This is a genomic window from Jutongia sp. SJQ-6 (assembly GCF_054161275.1).
In genome coordinates, this window is sequence record NZ_CP195314.1 from 1,766,771 (window position 1) to 1,783,589 (window position 16,819).

Annotated in this window: 13 protein-coding genes and 1 pseudogene; 1 reads left to right on the forward strand and 13 read right to left on the reverse strand. The window is 42.5% G+C overall.

What is annotated here, in order from left to right:
• Positions 1 to 111: 111 nt before the first annotated feature.
• The 4 genes and pseudogenes from ACSAJE_RS08035 to ACSAJE_RS08050 all read right to left on the reverse strand — a co-directional run bounded on the left by ACSAJE_RS08035 (position 112) and on the right by ACSAJE_RS08050 (position 4,189).
• Entirely contained in the window at positions 112 to 1,596 is a 1,485-nt protein-coding gene (locus ACSAJE_RS08035; RefSeq protein ID WP_118690509.1) for a methyl-accepting chemotaxis protein, read from the reverse strand.
• A gap of 207 nt (positions 1,597 to 1,803) precedes the next feature.
• Positions 1,804 to 1,971 (reverse strand): annotated as a pseudogene (locus ACSAJE_RS08040) (EamA family transporter); the annotation flags it as partial.
• Between the two features lie 162 nt (positions 1,972 to 2,133).
• The gene (locus ACSAJE_RS08045) at positions 2,134 to 2,733 is read right to left on the reverse strand and encodes a VanZ family protein (protein ID WP_458008780.1); all 600 of its coding nucleotides are present in this window, start codon (positions 2,731 to 2,733) and stop codon (positions 2,134 to 2,136) included.
• Between the two features lie 97 nt (positions 2,734 to 2,830).
• Positions 2,831 to 4,189, reverse strand: coding sequence for an MATE family efflux transporter (locus ACSAJE_RS08050; RefSeq protein WP_458008781.1), 1,359 nt, complete (start codon positions 4,187 to 4,189; stop codon positions 2,831 to 2,833).
• A 386-nt stretch (positions 4,190 to 4,575) separates the two neighbouring features.
• Between ACSAJE_RS08050 and ACSAJE_RS08055 the strand changes: the two genes are divergently transcribed.
• Positions 4,576 to 5,625 (forward strand): AI-2E family transporter, encoded by a 1,050-nt coding sequence (locus ACSAJE_RS08055; protein ID WP_458008782.1) that lies wholly within the window; start codon positions 4,576 to 4,578, stop codon positions 5,623 to 5,625.
• 73 nt (positions 5,626 to 5,698) lie between these two features.
• On the opposite strand, the gene ACSAJE_RS08060 is transcribed toward ACSAJE_RS08055, so the two are convergent.
• The 9 genes from ACSAJE_RS08060 to hprK all read right to left on the reverse strand — a co-directional run bounded on the left by ACSAJE_RS08060 (position 5,699) and on the right by hprK (position 16,675).
• Complete coding sequence (locus tag ACSAJE_RS08060) at positions 5,699 to 6,676, reverse strand: TIGR03943 family putative permease subunit (protein ID WP_458008783.1); 978 nt, start codon at positions 6,674 to 6,676, stop codon at positions 5,699 to 5,701.
• Positions 6,677 to 6,742: 66 nt separating this feature from the next.
• Complete coding sequence (locus tag ACSAJE_RS08065; protein ID WP_118690604.1) at positions 6,743 to 7,897, reverse strand: CobW family GTP-binding protein; 1,155 nt, start codon at positions 7,895 to 7,897, stop codon at positions 6,743 to 6,745.
• A 63-nt stretch (positions 7,898 to 7,960) separates the two neighbouring features.
• Entirely contained in the window at positions 7,961 to 8,689 is a 729-nt protein-coding gene (locus ACSAJE_RS08070; RefSeq protein WP_458008784.1) for a TrmH family RNA methyltransferase, read from the reverse strand.
• Between the two features lie 3 nt (positions 8,690 to 8,692).
• Positions 8,693 to 9,151: a chemotaxis protein CheX gene (locus ACSAJE_RS08075; protein ID WP_118507575.1), complete on the reverse strand. Its 459-nt coding sequence runs from the start codon at positions 9,149 to 9,151 to the stop codon at positions 8,693 to 8,695.
• Positions 9,152 to 9,166: 15 nt separating this feature from the next.
• On the reverse strand, positions 9,167 to 10,192 hold the full coding sequence (locus ACSAJE_RS08080; RefSeq protein WP_458008785.1) for a peptidyl-prolyl cis-trans isomerase: 1,026 nt from the start codon (positions 10,190 to 10,192) through the stop codon (positions 9,167 to 9,169).
• A gap of 9 nt (positions 10,193 to 10,201) precedes the next feature.
• On the reverse strand, positions 10,202 to 13,831 hold the full coding sequence (mfd, locus tag ACSAJE_RS08085) for a transcription-repair coupling factor (protein ID WP_458008786.1): 3,630 nt from the start codon (positions 13,829 to 13,831) through the stop codon (positions 10,202 to 10,204).
• Between the two features lie 15 nt (positions 13,832 to 13,846).
• Positions 13,847 to 14,413: an aminoacyl-tRNA hydrolase gene (gene pth / locus ACSAJE_RS08090; RefSeq protein WP_458008787.1), complete on the reverse strand. Its 567-nt coding sequence runs from the start codon at positions 14,411 to 14,413 to the stop codon at positions 13,847 to 13,849.
• A gap of 128 nt (positions 14,414 to 14,541) precedes the next feature.
• The gene (locus ACSAJE_RS08095) at positions 14,542 to 15,684 is read right to left on the reverse strand and encodes an HD-GYP domain-containing protein (protein ID WP_118507571.1); all 1,143 of its coding nucleotides are present in this window, start codon (positions 15,682 to 15,684) and stop codon (positions 14,542 to 14,544) included.
• A 34-nt stretch (positions 15,685 to 15,718) separates the two neighbouring features.
• Positions 15,719 to 16,675 carry an HPr(Ser) kinase/phosphatase gene (hprK, locus tag ACSAJE_RS08100; RefSeq protein ID WP_118690500.1) on the reverse strand — a complete coding sequence of 319 codons (957 nt, stop codon included), beginning with the start codon at positions 16,673 to 16,675 and terminating at the stop codon, positions 15,719 to 15,721.
• Between the last annotated feature and the right edge of the window lie 144 nt (positions 16,676 to 16,819).

The window sequence follows — 16,819 nt, forward strand, 5'->3', positions numbered from 1 at the left end:
CTTCATCCGTCACAACAAATGATTGTCATCATGGCACACATCATAGCTTCCGTTCCATAAAATGTGTTCCTTCCGTTATGCACCGTACTTTTTCTTGTGCACTTTTTCTCTCTAATAAATATCCTTCGTCTCAACAGAAGCTTTTAATTCATTGGCAAGCTCATATATATTGTTGAGTATTATTTTACAATCATTCATGCCCTCTACCGTGGAATCTGATACCTTGATGCCCTCCGCAGATGCAGCCGCAACCTCTTCTCCTGTTGCCGACAGATGTGATATATTATCCGATATCACTGACGTTGAATCAAGTATTTTATTGATGCTCTGCTCTGCAACATGTATGCTTGACATCAGCACATCCATTGTATTGCCTACTTCAACAAATGTTTTTTCTGTTTCATCAATAAGTGCGTTCTGTTTATCAACGGATAACACAGATTCATTGATACTCTCGTTCGCTTTTTGGGTATCTTCGTTCAGCTTCTGTATGATATTTGTAATACTTTCAGAAGCCTTCTTGGTCTGTTCCGAAAGCTGACGGATTTCCTCCGCAACGACCGCAAACCCCTTTCCCGCTTCTCCTGCGCGGGCTGCCTCAATCGACGCATTCAGTGCAAGAAGATTTGTCCTTGCGGATATATTAACGATATCACCAACAAAATTCTGTACATCATTAACCTTCTCTGTAAGACCACTTATTACATCAACAATGATATTACTTGCGTCCTGTACATTCTGTGCCTGTTCTTTTAATTGACCAACAACCACCTTGCTGTTATTTACCGATTCATCTGTCTTGTCAGATGCACTTATCATCTGATTAATTTCTTTTTCCGCCATATCCGTGTTTTCCTGAATCTCAGAACACATAACCGCCTGTCTCTGGATTGCCTCTGCCGTACTTTCCGTGCTGTCTGCGATATCCCCCATAGAGCTGTGGCTGATATCTATACTTTTCTCAAGTTCATTCAGCATAGTCATCGCTTTTTCAAACTCGTCAGAAATATTATCCGCAATAGCAACCATTTTCGTATTGCTTTCATTCTGTTTTGCAGCCGCCTCCTCAATCTGGGATACCTTCTCGCCAAAATACTGAATCAATAGATTCGCTATATTGATCGATATGATCGTCACAAGAATGATTACAAGGATAGCTAATATCCTGCTTGATAACAGTTCCGAATTGCTACTGTCAAAATCCCTTATTAATCGCACAACATTTGCTAATATAACTAAACCATTGGCACAATACATCAATCTTTTATTAAGATAAACCATAACGGAAATAATCATCGGAATTCCATATGTCCACACGGTATCCGTAGAATTCAGTAATACAACAACAACATATCCAATCGCTATATTTACTGATAATAGAACCTCACATATATGTGTTTTCTTTTTCATTATGTATGCTGCGATTGATGCAGTCATAACAACCAACGCTGTGATAAACTGTATTATAATCCTGCCTGCCCGTTCTCCCTTTGAAACTCCTAATGCCGCTAAGACTGTTACTGCAATAAACCCAAATACTATCAGAATCGTGATCAGTACCATCCTGTTTGCTCTCTGATATTGATTTTCTGTCATATTTTTCCTCCTCGTTCTCCTTATAATTTTTCCTATACCTTCATAACCTTGCGTACAACAAATAATTATTTCTGTTTACTGTACCATACCAGTTTTATTATATCGCAGATTATGTTGATTTCAAGATTTTTTTATCGGCACCGGTCACTTTTTCTATGTGAAGACAAGAGAATACCCCATTTATATGCAATCCATTTGACGCACTTTTCATTTTGTAAATCCATTTTTAGTCCTATTTCTTTCCGGCTTATACTCCGACAGAAATAATCCTATCAAAGTAAGTACCGTTCCTATTTCGGCTAATAAGGTCAGTTTCTCATGTAAAATTAGTACAGAAGTAATGACCGTTATCACCGGAACCATATAGATATAAACGTATCTCCTTTAGAATATCTTTTCTCAGTTTTTAAACAATGAGAATAGCAGTTAACATGCCACTATTCCCATTTTATCTAGTGTTTTTTATCATTTACGATAAAAAGTATAACGGATCTTTTTTCTTTATTACGTTATTATAACCACATTTTATTAGATATGTTATAATCTGTTACGGAATAATGGCCACACATATTTAGATCCCAGCATTGCAATTGTCCCGCCGATCAACACACCCAACGTATTTAGTATGACATCGTCGATATCCGTTCCTCTTTGTATAAAGATTTGTTCCATCTCTATAATTATAGAAAGCAAAACGCCACTACCGGTAATACGTTTGAGTGATTTCTGATACCAAGGAAAAAACCACGCTATTACTCCATATGGGACAAATAATCCGATATTGGCAAGCAGATTTAAGTCTGAAACATCCTTCCAATGAGATACATTGGCATTTTCTGATTGAAACAAAAATGTACCTATTGTTTTGAAGGGTATGAAATTGATCCTTCCATTTCCCCACCTATCACAAATAAAATAAAATTTCCCACTGGATTCTATTCCCATATGTATGTTTGGCAGCATAGTATAGCCCAACAAAGTAACCATATAAGTCAATGTAACACAATACAATATTTCTTTGCCGATATGCACTTCCTTTTTCATCATTGCCAAATAAATTCCTTTTAATACGATATAAATAACCGCAACAAGAAACGCTCTTTGAACAGCCCCCTGTAAATATAATTTAATCAGCATAACCTTCTCTCCTCCCCTTAATACACCTGTCATTGACACATTCTTCTCTCATCCAGATGCAGCAGATCATCCGTCTGCTTCTTATGATATAAGCAGATCATTGATATTTTTTCTTAGCTCTTCTATATAATACAAAAAATACCGGAATAAGGAAAGCATCTGCAAAAATCCATGCGAGATCATTTGCCAGACAAACACCCATAAACCCGATCATGCTTACTACAAGCGTACCTGCCAAGGTTCTTGCCGCCATTTCAAACACCCCGGCCAATATAGCGATCGCCGAATACCCCATTCCCTGTATCGTAAAACGAACTGTATTCACTAAAGTAAGCAAAGAATATCCGGCTGTTGTTACGATCATATACTGATACGCATATTTTACGGCTTTCACTTCCTTTGCACTAAGAAATAATAACGTCATCGGCTTGCCAAACAATAAAACAATGACAAGCAGCACTGCAGACACGCCAAAACCCATGAGAGACGCTGCCAAAAGTCCCTTGCCGATACGCTTCGGTTTGCCGGCTCCCATATTCTGTCCAACGTATGGTGCCATTGTCTGTCCCAGTGCCTCGATCGGACAGGATACAAAATTACCAAGCTTATTCGCTGCCGTCACTCCGGCTACCACTGTAGATCCAAAACCGTTCACTGCTGCCTGGATCACAAGTGTTCCTATCGCTGTGATCGAATACTGCATTCCCATCGGGATTCCAACCGCACATAAACGCATCATATACTTTGGCAACGGTTTCCACTCTTCTTTCGTTCCCCGCAGGATTGGAAAATGCTTTCCAATATACCACAGACAACACAACCCGGAGATTCCCTGTGCCAGCACAGTCGCCAGTGCAGCTCCTTTAACGCCCATACGAAATACAATGATAAATACGAGATCCAGGCCAATATTGAGGACAGATGCCAATGCCAAAAAGATCACCGGCGTTTTGCTGTCTCCCAAAGAACGGATCAGTGCCGCCAATATATTATACAGAAAAGTGCATGGTATTCCTAAAAAAATGATCAACATATACCAATATGTATAGGAAAAAATATCCTCTGGCGTTTTCATAAAGCGCAAGATATCTCCGCACAAAACTGACACGATCACCGTCATAACAACAGAAAACACAAGACAAAGCCATGTAGCATTCGCCACAAAACGACGAAGTGCAGAATAATCCTTGGCACCAAGTTTCTGCGCTACCAGAATGGCAAATCCATTGCATACACCAATACAAAATCCAATCACCATAAAGTTTAACGACCCTGTCGCACCAACTCCGGCCAATGGTTTCATTCCTAAAAATTTACCAACAATCATTGTGTCTACCATGCTGTAAAACTGCTGAAACAATAATCCTAAAAACATTGGAACCGCAAATTCCAAGATCAATCTTGCCGGTGATCCTTCGGTCAAATTTTTTGTCTGTTTCTGTGTCCTTTCCATCATTTCAATTCCTCCCAATGAAATAATTGCATCGCTAACTCAAACTCCACCTACCAAATGCACACAATCGGCATTCCCCGATTCCATAATAGGATTAAGGTGTCAAGATTTCAGACCTTCTGACACTTTAATCATAATAGGCAAAAAAAAAGGACTGCAGCGTACACAGTCCTTAAAGGAGAAGGTATGAAAAAAAAATCTAAGCTACCAGTGAGTCGACATTTACTCTCTGATATGGTTATTATTATAGGGTGGAATTATGAACGTGAAATGTTATAGTTATTAATATTTTGTAAACATTATTTTTTGTATGAAATCATTGCTTTTGTACACACTAAATAGAGCACTTCCGCCGTCTAAAATTGCGTTTGCAGAAAGGAGGATCCGTTATGAATGCACATCCTTTGCTTCGACAACTGCTTATTATTACATTTATATCGGGTGCTGTTCTTTTGTCCTTCAAATACGTTTTACCCCTTATTTTCCCGTTTTTATTCGCATATACACTGATGCGGAGCTTAATGCCTATCGTCCTATTTTTACAAAAAAAATGTCATCTTCCAAAGTGGCTGGCGGCAAATGGCACCTTACTCTTGATCTCTCTTGCCTTTTTGGGTGTTTTTTTGCTGATCGGATGGCTTTTATTTCAGCAATGTAAACTACTTCTCACAAATTTGTCCATTTATCATCAAATTTATACAAAATCCATAGAATCCTGTTGTCATAATATTTTGCGACATTTGGATTATTATTTAGGTCTGCAAAAAGGTAGTTGCCTAATATTTGCTAAGGAACAGTTTCACAATCTGGATCCGTCATCATTTACAAACCTCTATCAAAATATTGGCAGGATAGCACTGCAATGTATGGGAAGCTCGATGCGAGTATGCGCATTTTTGCTGATCGTTATCGTCAGTTTCATCGTTTTGTGCAAAGACTATGATCATTTGCATACCATGATCCACAAAAATCGTTATTTTTCGGTTTTGTCAGAGCTTGGGCATACCATGTGGAATACCGGATTTGCCTATATGCGAAGTCAGCTCATCATTATTGGCTGTAATTGGGCTATTTGCACAATTGCTTTTCTGCTCATCCGCAATCCATATTGTATCGTGATCGGTCTGTTTATTTCCATTTTTGATGCATTTCCTATTTTGGGGAGTGGGATGATATTGATTCCATGGGGACTTGTAAAATTATTTCATGGTTCTTTTTTCGCGGCCGCAGTTCTGCTTACTGCATATTTATTAACAGTATTTACGCGTGAATTATTAGAAGCAAGGTTAATTGGAAGTAACTTAAATACACTTCCTTTTTTTACCCTTGCTTCCATTTACATCGGTATTTCATTGTACGGTGTGTGCGGCATCTTTCTCGGCCCATTTGCGGTCGTACTGATCCGCTCCATCTATCAGATATGGATGCGCAGTGCCTAAGAGCTTTCGTCATATCCGAGCTGTTAAGCTACAACTTGCGTATATGCAGATCCTCTATAAACTACTGCCTCACTTAATTGAAATAAACAAGCTCCTCTTTTGGCTTTTCTGCCGCTTCCACCTGCTCTGCATAAAAGACAGGACCTTCCTCGCCATATTCCTTCATGAATTTGTATTCAAATCGGGCCGTCACGGTAACATACTGCTTTGCCTTAAACTCTGACCAATCATCTGCTTTGCACAGAAATCCCATATACTGTACATCGTCTGCACAGCAGGTCATCGCAAAACGTCCAAATACTGCAAAGCCTGCCGGGATCCCCTTTGGCTTCTGGATCAAACCTGTCACCTTCAACGTCTTATTCTGATATGTTTCCGGATGGTCGATCATGTCAATATACCAAAGTCCAAAATCATCGTCACTAATTTCAATGACATCTGCATTGACATCAAACGGCATCTGATCTTTCATCTCATAAAACTCATCCTGTGCGGATTCATAGACGATCTGCGCCCGCGGATTGACCGCTTTTATGCTTCCACGGATCGAGTTTTTATTCGTCTTTTCGACGGTGCAACGGTTAATGATGATCATTTCTGCCACGCGGAACTGATCTACCATCATAGAAGGCATATTTTTCATATATAAAGCAAATGTTTCATCATTGACTACATCTATCGTCTGAAAGATCACTTCACGATCAAAACAAATTTCTTCCATATCATCATACAATTCCGGAATGTGCTTTGTCGGCCACATACCGTTGTATTCAATGATGATGCGGTCCGGACGGTGTTTTTTCAAAAATTTCTGAATGATCTTTCCATTAAATGCTTCTTCGTCTTCGATGTATTCCACAACGCAGTTGGCCTTCTCTAACACGTCCGCTTCATATTCTAACTCGCCCTCTTCGCATGCCAAGATCATCGTTTTGATCTTGTCATCAAACATATCATCCACGACAAGGTCACGGATCAGATTCGTCTTACCGGCTTCCAAAAAGCCCATAATGACGTATACCATCATCTCCTCTTTCTTCTTACCAAACATTCAAAACCTCCATCAACTCTATGTTTAGCTTCCATTTGAAATGGAAGCCTTAAATCATAATCCTCTTTACGCAACGTGGAATAATTCTTTGATCGCATCTTCCTTCAAGTCAGCACCGATAACACAAATACGTCCTGTAAAGTCGGCTGCTCCGCGGCGAACTTCCGTCTCTTCCGGTACCAGATCAAAGTGGAACCACTCTCCTTCTGCTGCCGCTACGATACCCTTTGCACGTAAAACGTCACCATAGTCTTTCGTCTCAGCTAACTTGTGCAAAATCTCGGTAAGCTCTTCCTCCGTAAACTTGTGCGCTGTCTCAACGCCCCAGCTTGTAAATACATCATCTGCATGATGATGGTGATGGTCATGATGATGTCCGCATCCACACTCACCGTCGTGATCATGCTCGTGGTCATGATGGTCGTGATCATGATGATGTCCGCATCCACACTCGCCGTCGTGATCATGCTCGTGGTCGTGATGGTCGTGATCATGATGATGTCCGCATCCACACTCGCCATCGTGATCATGCTCGTGGTCGTGATGATCGTGATCATGATGATGTCCGCATCCACACTCGCCATCGTGATGATGATGTTCATGCTCCTCTAACAGCTCTTTTTCCAAAGAATTAACCTTTTCCATAGCCTCTACGATATTTTTACCCTGAATATCATCCCATGGTGTTGTAATAATAGATGCTTCCTCGTTTTTCTCACGAATCATCTTCAGACAAGCATCCAGCTTGTCGGCTGACACATTCTGTGTACGGCTCAAGATTACTGTTCCTGCGTATTCGATCTGGTTGTTGTAGAACTCACCGTAATTCTTCATATACATCTTGCATTTCGATGCATCTACAACCGTTGCCGTACTGTTGATCTGTACTTCATCACCAATATTTTTTACTGCTTTGATCACATCAGACAACTTGCCAACTCCGGATGGTTCAATAATAACACGATCCGGACTATATTTTGTAAGCACCTCTTTGAGTGCCTCTCCAAAGTCACCAACCAAAGAACAACAAATGCAACCGGAATTCATCTCTGTAATCTGGATTCCTGCCTCTTTCAAAAATCCGCCATCGATACCGATCTCACCGAACTCGTTCTCGATCAAGACTAACTTCTCACCTTCAAATGCTTCTGCGATCAGCTTTTTGATCAACGTCGTTTTACCTGCTCCTAAAAATCCTGAAATAATATCAATCTTTGCCATTGTCTCATCAATCCTTTCTATCGTCATTTGCATTTGCCTCTAACTATCATTATAACAAACCTGTCAACTCTCAAATTGCTGTTTCGTTGTCTCATACATCGCAATACTCGCCGCGATCGGCAGATTCAGACTGTCGATGCGATTGGAATGCGGAATGATCACACTTGTCCCGATCTGCGCAAAGCGATCCGGCAGTCCGGTCGCTTCGTTGCCAAAAAGCAAAGAAAACGTCCCCTGTGGTCTGATCTCATGCAGACTTTTCTTGGCGTCCAACATAAATGGAAATAATTCACGTTCACCAAACTGTGCCTGATATTCATCAAAATCCTCAAAGTAAACAAAGTTTGTCGAAAAAATCGCCCCCATGGACGCTCTTACCACTTTGGGATCAAAGGCATCCACTGCCGGACGTATGATCGCCATCTGATTCAAACCAAATCCTAAGGCGCTCCGCATGATCGTTCCCATATTGCCGGCATTAGAAGGATTTACCAAAACTATGTGGGATGCTGTTTTCTCCAGCTGCCCTTCATATTTCGTAAATTCTCCGATCACGTAACAATTTTCTTTTTGAGACAATACATGAAATATTTTGTCTGTCTGAACCATTTCTATACCGGCATCCCTGCACAAACTACGCAGCTTGTCTAATGTTTCCCCTTCTTTCATGCCGGAGTGAATATATACCCTCGTCACCTTGTCCGGCTGAAAGCGCAACAGTTCAAATGTCAGCGTTATACCTAATGCATAGGAAACCGGGGAATCCTTGCGGTATCTCTTATATCCTGCCATCTTTTATCCTTCCTGTTCAATGCGCACATCGATCGTCATATCTCCAATTTCTGTTGAAAAAGGAATCGTAAACATTTCCGTTGCCGCACCATCATAACTTGCACCAACACAATAATCCGGTGGTGTAATATCAATCATAATATTATTATTTGCAAATACCGTCGCCGCATTGCCCGCCACCATATTTCCTAATTCCGAAATTGCACTCTGTCCGATCGCATCAATGGCATTGACCGGCATCATCATCATTTTAGATACGACCCCAAGTGCTGTCTGTGGTTCAAAATTAAGCAATACTTCTCCCGAAAGCTGACCTACCAGCCCGAGACGGATCAAAGAATTTTCTTCCGGGAAACTCTGTTGTCTAAGAGATGGTGTCCCTATTTTTAAATCCAACATACACATATCTTTCATCACTTTGCACACAGATATGATAAATGGATTGACATGCTCTGCTTTCAAACTTTCTCCCTCCCCCTACAACTGGAAATAATCCCAAAAATCTTCACTGATATTAACATCGCACTTATTGAGCCAGATGTTATATTTCTTTTGGAACAGGCGATTCTGGCGTTTTGCAATGATAACTTCCTTGCGAGCCTGTGTCGCATCCTCTTCCTTGTCATTGACGCAATATATAATATAATATCCCTGCGTTCCCTCTACAACACTGCTGACTTCACCCTTTTCGAGGGCTAACGCCGCATCCAATGCCGCTTTCTCCAATTTGGTGGAACTTTTGCCAACCACCAGTTCCTGCGTTGTTGCATCGGTATTATCTTTGGCCAATGTCAAAAAGTCTTTCGTCTTAACTGCACGAAGCTGCAGCTGTTCTGCCCACTTAAGAGCCTGTGCCTTGGCTTTCTCATCCATATCGATCTTCTGTCCGGAACTTCCGATCCCTTTCGTCATGATCTCGATATACTGGATCGCAGCCTGCCTTGCTTCCTCATCTGACACATCGGTGTTTGCCTTGTCAGTAGCCACATAAAACATTTTATTGGCAAGCACGTTTTCTTCATACAATTTACTAAGTCCCTGAACGGATAAATAATATTTCTTTTTATCACTGTCAGACACCTTTTCCATGATCTTTTCTGCCTTTTGCATTGCCTCGTCTTTCTCATCATTGGTAAGTGAAACTTCATTACGATCCGCTGCCTGCGCGATCACTTTAAGCTGTGTTACCATATTGACGATTTCCTGCTTTGCCTGAGCACCCACTGTTTTATTTCCGCCCAGCGAATAGTTCCATAGCTCACTTCCAAAATTGCCCTCATACTGTCTTTTTAATAGGTAGGCATAGTTCATCATCTCGCTATATTCTACACCGTCACTGCCCACTGACATAACGATCGAATCCTTATCCGGTGTTCCTGCCGCAAGCTTTACCTTTTTTGTGCCAATCTTGGAATTGCCACAGCCCGTGCATACTCCTGCCACGGCAATGCATATGCTTAAACCAACTGCCATCCATTTACTTTTCTTTATCATAGTCACCATGCCTTTCCGTTACTCCACGACTTTTCCGATCTCACGGATCAACTGATTCACTGTCTGGAATAATTTTTCTGCTGTCTCCTGCTTACTTACTGTTTTGGAAACAGACGGTACCTTCACCGCAGCAGGGATCCTTCCGTATCCGCTGCGATAACTTTTGCCTGCCGGCTGTGGTTGTGGTTTCATCGTGTAAATAAAATAGGATTGTTCTTCCTTTTTGGCCGCCTGCACCACCTTAAAAGCGCCCTCATACGATTCTACCATTTTTACAAGGTTTACGGAAGAGATTTTTGCATTTGGTTTCAGATAAAATCGAATTTGGTTCGTTTTTTGCACAATTTGTGTGATTCCGGCACGGTGTGCTTCCGCTTTAAGCAGTGCCACACGCAATAAATTCTCAGCCGCATTAGGCAATTCTCCAAATCGATCGATCATTTCTTCCTGCATATCTGCATATTCTTCCACATTTTCAATCCCGGCGATACGTTTGTACATATCCAGCTTTTGAAATTCACTACGAATATAAGTTGCCGGAATAAACGCATCCACTTGCAGCTCCAAACTAGTCTCAAACGGTTCCTCTTCCGGCTGTTCGCCTTTCAGTGTAAGTACCGCCTCATTGAGCATTTTACAGTACAGATCATATCCAACCGCTTCCATATGCCCGGACTGCGCTTCACCAAGCAGATTCCCGGCTCCGCGGATCTCCAGATCCCGCATCGCCACTTTGATCCCGGAACCCAGTTCCGTGTATTCACGGATAGCGGCCAGTCTCTTCTCCGCCACCTCTTTGAGCATACGTCCTCGCTGATACATCAAAAACGCGTATGCTGTACGATTTGATCTTCCGACACGACCGCGAAGCTGATAAAGCTGTGACAGCCCCATCTTATCGGCATGATCAATGATGATCGTATTTACATTCGAAATGTCTAATCCGGTCTCAATAATCGTTGTTGCTACCAAAACATCTATTTCGCCGCTGATAAATGCCATCATGATCTTTTCAAGTTCTCGCTCACTCATCTGCCCATGCGCAAAAACAACATTGGCATCCGGCACCATTTTTGCTACTTCTGCCGCCACCTCTGCAATACGGGCAACGCGGTTATACACATAATACACCTGTCCGCCTCTTCCCAATTCGCGATTGATCGCCTCACGAATGATCTCATCATTATGCTCCATCACAAATGTCTGTATTGGCAGACGATCTACCGGTGGCTCCTCTAACACGCTCATGTCCCGAATGCCGGTCAAACTCATATGCAGCGTTCGTGGGATCGGTGTTGCACTAAGCGTAAGGACATCAACATTTCCTTTCATCTGCTTGATCTTTTCCTTGTGTGTCACACCAAATCGCTGTTCCTCATCAACGATCAATAATCCCAAATTCTTAAATTCCACGTCCTTAGACAGCAGACGGTGTGTGCCGACAATAATATCAACCTGTCCCTTTCGCAATAGATCTATCGATTTTTTTTGCTGTGCCGGAGTACGAAAACGTGATAACATCTCAACTTTGACCGGAAAGTCTCCGAGTCGTTCGCACAATGTGTTGTAATGCTGCTGCGCTAAGATCGTAGTTGGAACAAGCATCGCTACCTGCTTTCCATCATTTACCGCCTTAAATGCCGCACGCAATGCGATCTCTGTTTTGCCATAGCCAACATCCCCGCAGATCAGCCGATCCATGATCTTGTCACTTTCCATGTCCTTTTTAACGGCGGCAATGGCTGTCAACTGATCTTTGGTCTCCTCAAATGGGAAAACCTCCTCAAATTCCTGCTGCCACACAGTATCCGGACTATAAGCATATCCTTTTTGTTCTTGTCGCTTGGCATATAACAAAACCAATTCTTTTGCCACTTCCTGCACAGCCTTGCGCACGCGTGTCTTGGTCTTTTTCCATTCCGGCGATGACAAGCGGTTTAGTTTCGGCTGCTTCGCCTCACGCCCGGCGTATTTCTGCAACAGATCCAGTCCCGATGCAGGAACATATAGATTTCCGCCGTCTCCATACTCAATCTTAATATAGTCCTTCGACACATGGTCGACTGTAATCTTTTCGATACCTTTGTAAATACCAACTCCATGATTCTCATGGATCACATAATCGCCAACGCTTAACTCATTAAAGCTCTGTATCGCTTTTCCATCGTATTTTTTCTTCTTGACATTACGCCGTTTCTGCTTTGTGCCAAAAACATCACCTTCCGTCACAACAGCAAACTTCGTCATCGAATAAACAAATCCATGACGCATAAATCCATACGATACCATAACCTGTCCGGCTTCCAACGGCATATCCGGCTTCTCATGATAAAATGCCGGAATTTCATATTCTCCCAAGTCTTTACTTAAACGCTGTGCACGCGTCCGAGATCCACAAAGGAGCAGTACACGGTATCCATTCTTTCTCCAACGAAGCATATCGTCTACAAGTAGTTCAAAATGCTTATTATAGGACCCCACCGGCTGTACCTGTACATTCACCTGCGCCCTGCTCGCAAGCTGCTTTGGCAGTCCATCCAGCAAAGACAAAATAACAAGCTGCTTGTTCTGCAGCAATCCAAATAAAGGATCCATTCCCTGCAAGATCTCCGGCTGCTTTGGCAAAAGATAGCCTTTCTCCAATCTGCTTTCCATACTGTCACGAAACTCTGTTTCCACCGCCTGAGCTTTCTCATAACAGCGGGATGGCTCATCTAAGAAAAAGATTGTCTCCTCCTCTGGCATAATATCAAAAAAGGACAATGTTTCCACCGGAAAATAGGGCAGGTAGGCTTCCAACCCAATACGGCTCTGATATTGTTCGTAATCATTTTTTATTTCCTGTAAATGGTCATTTAACCGATTCACTTCTTCGAATTTCTTCGCCTTTTTTAATTTTGTGCTGATCTTTGCTGCGTCTTTCGCCATTTTTGTAAAACCATCGGCAATTTGCTCAGTAGTCAAAATTAATTCCGATGCCGGAAAGATGGTAAACTCTGCAATGCGTTCAATTGAGCGCTGACTCTCCACGTCAAACGAACGGATCGTGTCAATCTCATCATCCCAAAACTCAATACGATATGGGCAGTCCTCCGTTACCGGAAATACATCCAAAATTCCTCCGCGCACAGAAAAATCTCCAGGCATCTCAACCTGTGCCTGTCTCACATAACCCATATTGACTAGATTTTTACAAAGAGTCTCAAGATCATATGTCTCCCCTTCCGCTACCTGCTGCTTCGCCTGCTCATAGATCTTTTGCGATAGTACGAACTCCATGCCGGCATCGATCGAGGTGACAATGGTTCCCCCTTTGCGATCCAGTAATGCCTCTCTGACTTTAAGTCTCTGTGTGCTAAGTGCATTACCATGTACATCAGCACTAAAAAAAATCACATCTTTCGCCGGATAATACATAACTTCCCGGTCAAACATGCGATAGTCTTCTGCGATTTCCCGTGCCCTCAACTCATTCGCCGCAATGATCACTTTCCATTTCAGAGACTCACCGGTAAGTCCATAGATCCATTGGCACTTTTGTGATTCGATGCATCCCGATATCTGCAATGGGAATTGCTGCTTTTGTATTGCCTCTTCGGCATTGCGGTACGCCGTAATCTCCGCCAAAGGCGCCAATAATGTTTCCATCACTGCCCCAACCTCTTACTTTCCGTTAAATTGATTCATCGCCGCTTCAACGCTGTCTGTCAAAATAGTCTCACATGCCTTTACCGTCTGCTCCAGCGCAGTACGGATCGTCGGCTCTTCCTCTGCCGGGAATCTCCCCAACACATAGTCCGCCAGATCCCAGCCTGCCGGTTTCTCTCCCACGCCGATCCGGATCCGCGAAAACTGCTGCGTCCCCAAATGCGCAATGATATTCTTGATTCCATTATGTCCACCGGCACTTCCTTTGGCACGTACCCGAAGCTTTCCCGGAGCCAATGCGATATCATCATAAATGATGATCAATTCCTCCTCGGGATCGATCTTATAAAAATCCACCAGTTCGCGTACACTCTCACCGCTAAGATTCATATATGTCTGCGGCATCGCCAACAGCACTTTATTCCCGGCGATCATTCCCTTACCGCATACCGCCTTGTGTTTCTTGATGTCCATCGAAATGCTGTAGGCATCGCTGATCGCCGTAATCGCCGAAAATCCAATATTGTGTCGTGTTCCGGCATATTTACGCTCCGGATTTCCTAATCCTACTATAATATACATTGTTAACCTCGTTTCTATGCTGTCTGTTATTACAATCGCACAATCTCCTAAGCCGGGTTCAGCGATACTGCCTTTTTCTCGCTGCCCCCGGCTCTTATATTGCTATTTGTTTGTTGTGTCGGCTATTGCTAGTACGTCTTATTATCACGGTACTCCCCAATATGTACCGCCTCTCCACTGTACTGCTTTAACATATCCATTCCCATTACATGACGATTATCCATCGTGCGCATAATGTCTTTGATCTGCAATTGTGCAGCGACATGCGGTGTACTCAGATTATAAACCTGATTATCCCTAAATGAAAGTACATATGGCTGCAGCACATTGTACATGCCAGGAATAATGACTAATCCCTTATCACCGTTAGTCAGCTCGACACATACACCCGGTTCCAAAATATTAATACTGTGAATCAGCGCCTGTACCGCAACACGATCGTATCCATTTCCGGCATCTAATAGAAAGCGAATCGCCTGCACATCTGATGTTGGCTCTTCTTGTATGTTCATTGCCGTCAACTGGTCATAAATATACGCTGTACGCAATATTTCAACCTCCGGGATCTTCTTCTTTTCCATTTCATCATCTTTGCCGCCGACATGAAAGATTCTTCGCAATGCTACTGACAATATCATCTTGACACCGGCATCAAGCGAATAATCTCTGCTAAACATCTGATAAGCCGCCACATAATACGTATTGATCTTTTTGAGATCTTCTTCTGTCAATTCCAACTGCGATTTGCGTCGCAATCCGATCGGGATCAATAAGGTACCTATATCATGCAGTACTGCTGCTGTCACCAGATCTGTCTGGTTTTTCTCGGACAAATTCATCCGCTTTGCCATCATCGCACAGAGCAGCGCTGTGTTCAGTGAATGTTTATACACATAATCTTCCACGCTGCGAAGATTTTGGATGAAATTTATCTTGTGGTCCAAAGAACCATACTTCTGAACAAGCTGCGTCACAAACGTATTCAACTTCGCAGACGGTTTCTGTTTGCTGACTGCATCCAAGATCTCTTTGATTGCAAATACTGCCATCGTCTGATAGCGTTCAAACTCAATATCTTCTGCTGACATAGGTGGTACCGGCTCCGCCGGCTCTAATACATAAATACCGATCAGTCCAAAGTTCTGAATACTAATGATTCCCTGCTCTGTCAGTCTGGAATCTCTTTCGTACAACATAACTCCATTTTTGTTGTATATTGGTTTTGCCAAACGCATCCCTTTTTTTAATTCATCTGCTTTTACAAAAATCATGACAGCCCTCCTATCTACGCATTAGATCTGCGCTTTATTTATTTTTTTCTGCTAGATTGTTCGTTACTCGGTTATACAGCTCCCAAGCTGCGTTATAACCCATCTTTTTCTGTCTGTGGTTAACTGCTGCCGACTCACAGATGATCGCAATATTACGACCGGGGCGGATCGGAATAGAGTGGCACACAACCTTGTTGCCAAGAAATTCCGTATACTGCTCCTCCAGGCCAAGACGATCATAATCCTGTTCTTTATTAAATTCCTCAAGCTTAATGACCAGATCAATATTCTGATCATCCTTAACGCTCTCTACACCAAACAGTGATTTTGCGTCAATAATACCGATACCACGCAATTCGATAAAATGTCTCGTAATGTCCGGTGCGCTGCCGAGCAATGTGCTCTCATTGATTCGTTTGATCTCTACCACATCATCCGAAACAAGACGGTGTCCTCTATGAATCAACTCCAATGCGACTTCCGACTTACCGATACCGCTTTCTCCCATGATCAAAATGCCTTCTCCGTAAATATCTACCAGCACGCCGTGAACCGTACAGCGCGGTGCCATATTATAGTTAAGGCACTGGATCAGATCCGCCATAAATTCATTCGTAGCACGCTTGGTACGTAAGATCGGCACCTGATATTTCGTTGCCAATTCGATCAGACGGTCATCCACCGGAAGGTTACGGCAAAAAACGATACATGGTGGTTTGGGTGACTTCTCATTGCCACACAAAATCTCTTCTAACATTTGAACACTGTATTCTACACCTTTTTGCTCCATATAAGTATATTCCACCTGCCCAATAATCTGAATCCGGTTAGAATCAAAATAGTCAAAGAACCCTGCCAATTGCAAAGCCGGTCGATTAACATCCGATTGCGTCACTTTCACGTCCTCAATAGGTACATTCGGTGTACAGTTTTCTAATTTTAATTTGTCTACTAAATGTGTCAATGCGACACTGTACTCTGCATTCTGCATATTCTACCAACCTTTCTAACCATAGTGCATATTCCCTGCATCCCGCAAATTCCTGCCAACCTGCTGCAAATTTCTATACAGCTTGCTGGCAATCCCTATACAGATTGCTGCAAATTCCTATACAGCTTGCTGACAATCCCTGTC

Coding starts and splice junctions, on each gene's coding strand:
- ACSAJE_RS08050 (WP_458008781.1), bottom strand. CDS start 4,189: ATGATGGAAAGGACACAGAAACAGACAAAAAATTTGACCGAAGGATCA.
- ACSAJE_RS08035 (WP_118690509.1), bottom strand. CDS start 1,596: ATGACAGAAAATCAATATCAGAGAGCAAACAGGATGGTACTGATCACG.
- ACSAJE_RS08055 (WP_458008782.1), top strand. CDS start 4,576: ATGAATGCACATCCTTTGCTTCGACAACTGCTTATTATTACATTTATA.
- ACSAJE_RS08095 (WP_118507571.1), bottom strand. CDS start 15,684: ATGATTTTTGTAAAAGCAGATGAATTAAAAAAAGGGATGCGTTTGGCA.
- ACSAJE_RS08060 (WP_458008783.1), bottom strand. CDS start 6,676: ATGTTTGGTAAGAAGAAAGAGGAGATGATGGTATACGTCATTATGGGC.
- ACSAJE_RS08070 (WP_458008784.1), bottom strand. CDS start 8,689: ATGGCAGGATATAAGAGATACCGCAAGGATTCCCCGGTTTCCTATGCA.
- mfd (WP_458008786.1), bottom strand. CDS start 13,831: ATGGAAACATTATTGGCGCCTTTGGCGGAGATTACGGCGTACCGCAAT.
- ACSAJE_RS08045 (WP_458008780.1), bottom strand. CDS start 2,733: ATGCTGATTAAATTATATTTACAGGGGGCTGTTCAAAGAGCGTTTCTT.
- ACSAJE_RS08080 (WP_458008785.1), bottom strand. CDS start 10,192: ATGGTGACTATGATAAAGAAAAGTAAATGGATGGCAGTTGGTTTAAGC.
- hprK (WP_118690500.1), bottom strand. CDS start 16,675: ATGCAGAATGCAGAGTACAGTGTCGCATTGACACATTTAGTAGACAAA.
- ACSAJE_RS08065 (WP_118690604.1), bottom strand. CDS start 7,897: ATGGCAAAGATTGATATTATTTCAGGATTTTTAGGAGCAGGTAAAACG.
- pth (WP_458008787.1), bottom strand. CDS start 14,413: ATGTATATTATAGTAGGATTAGGAAATCCGGAGCGTAAATATGCCGGA.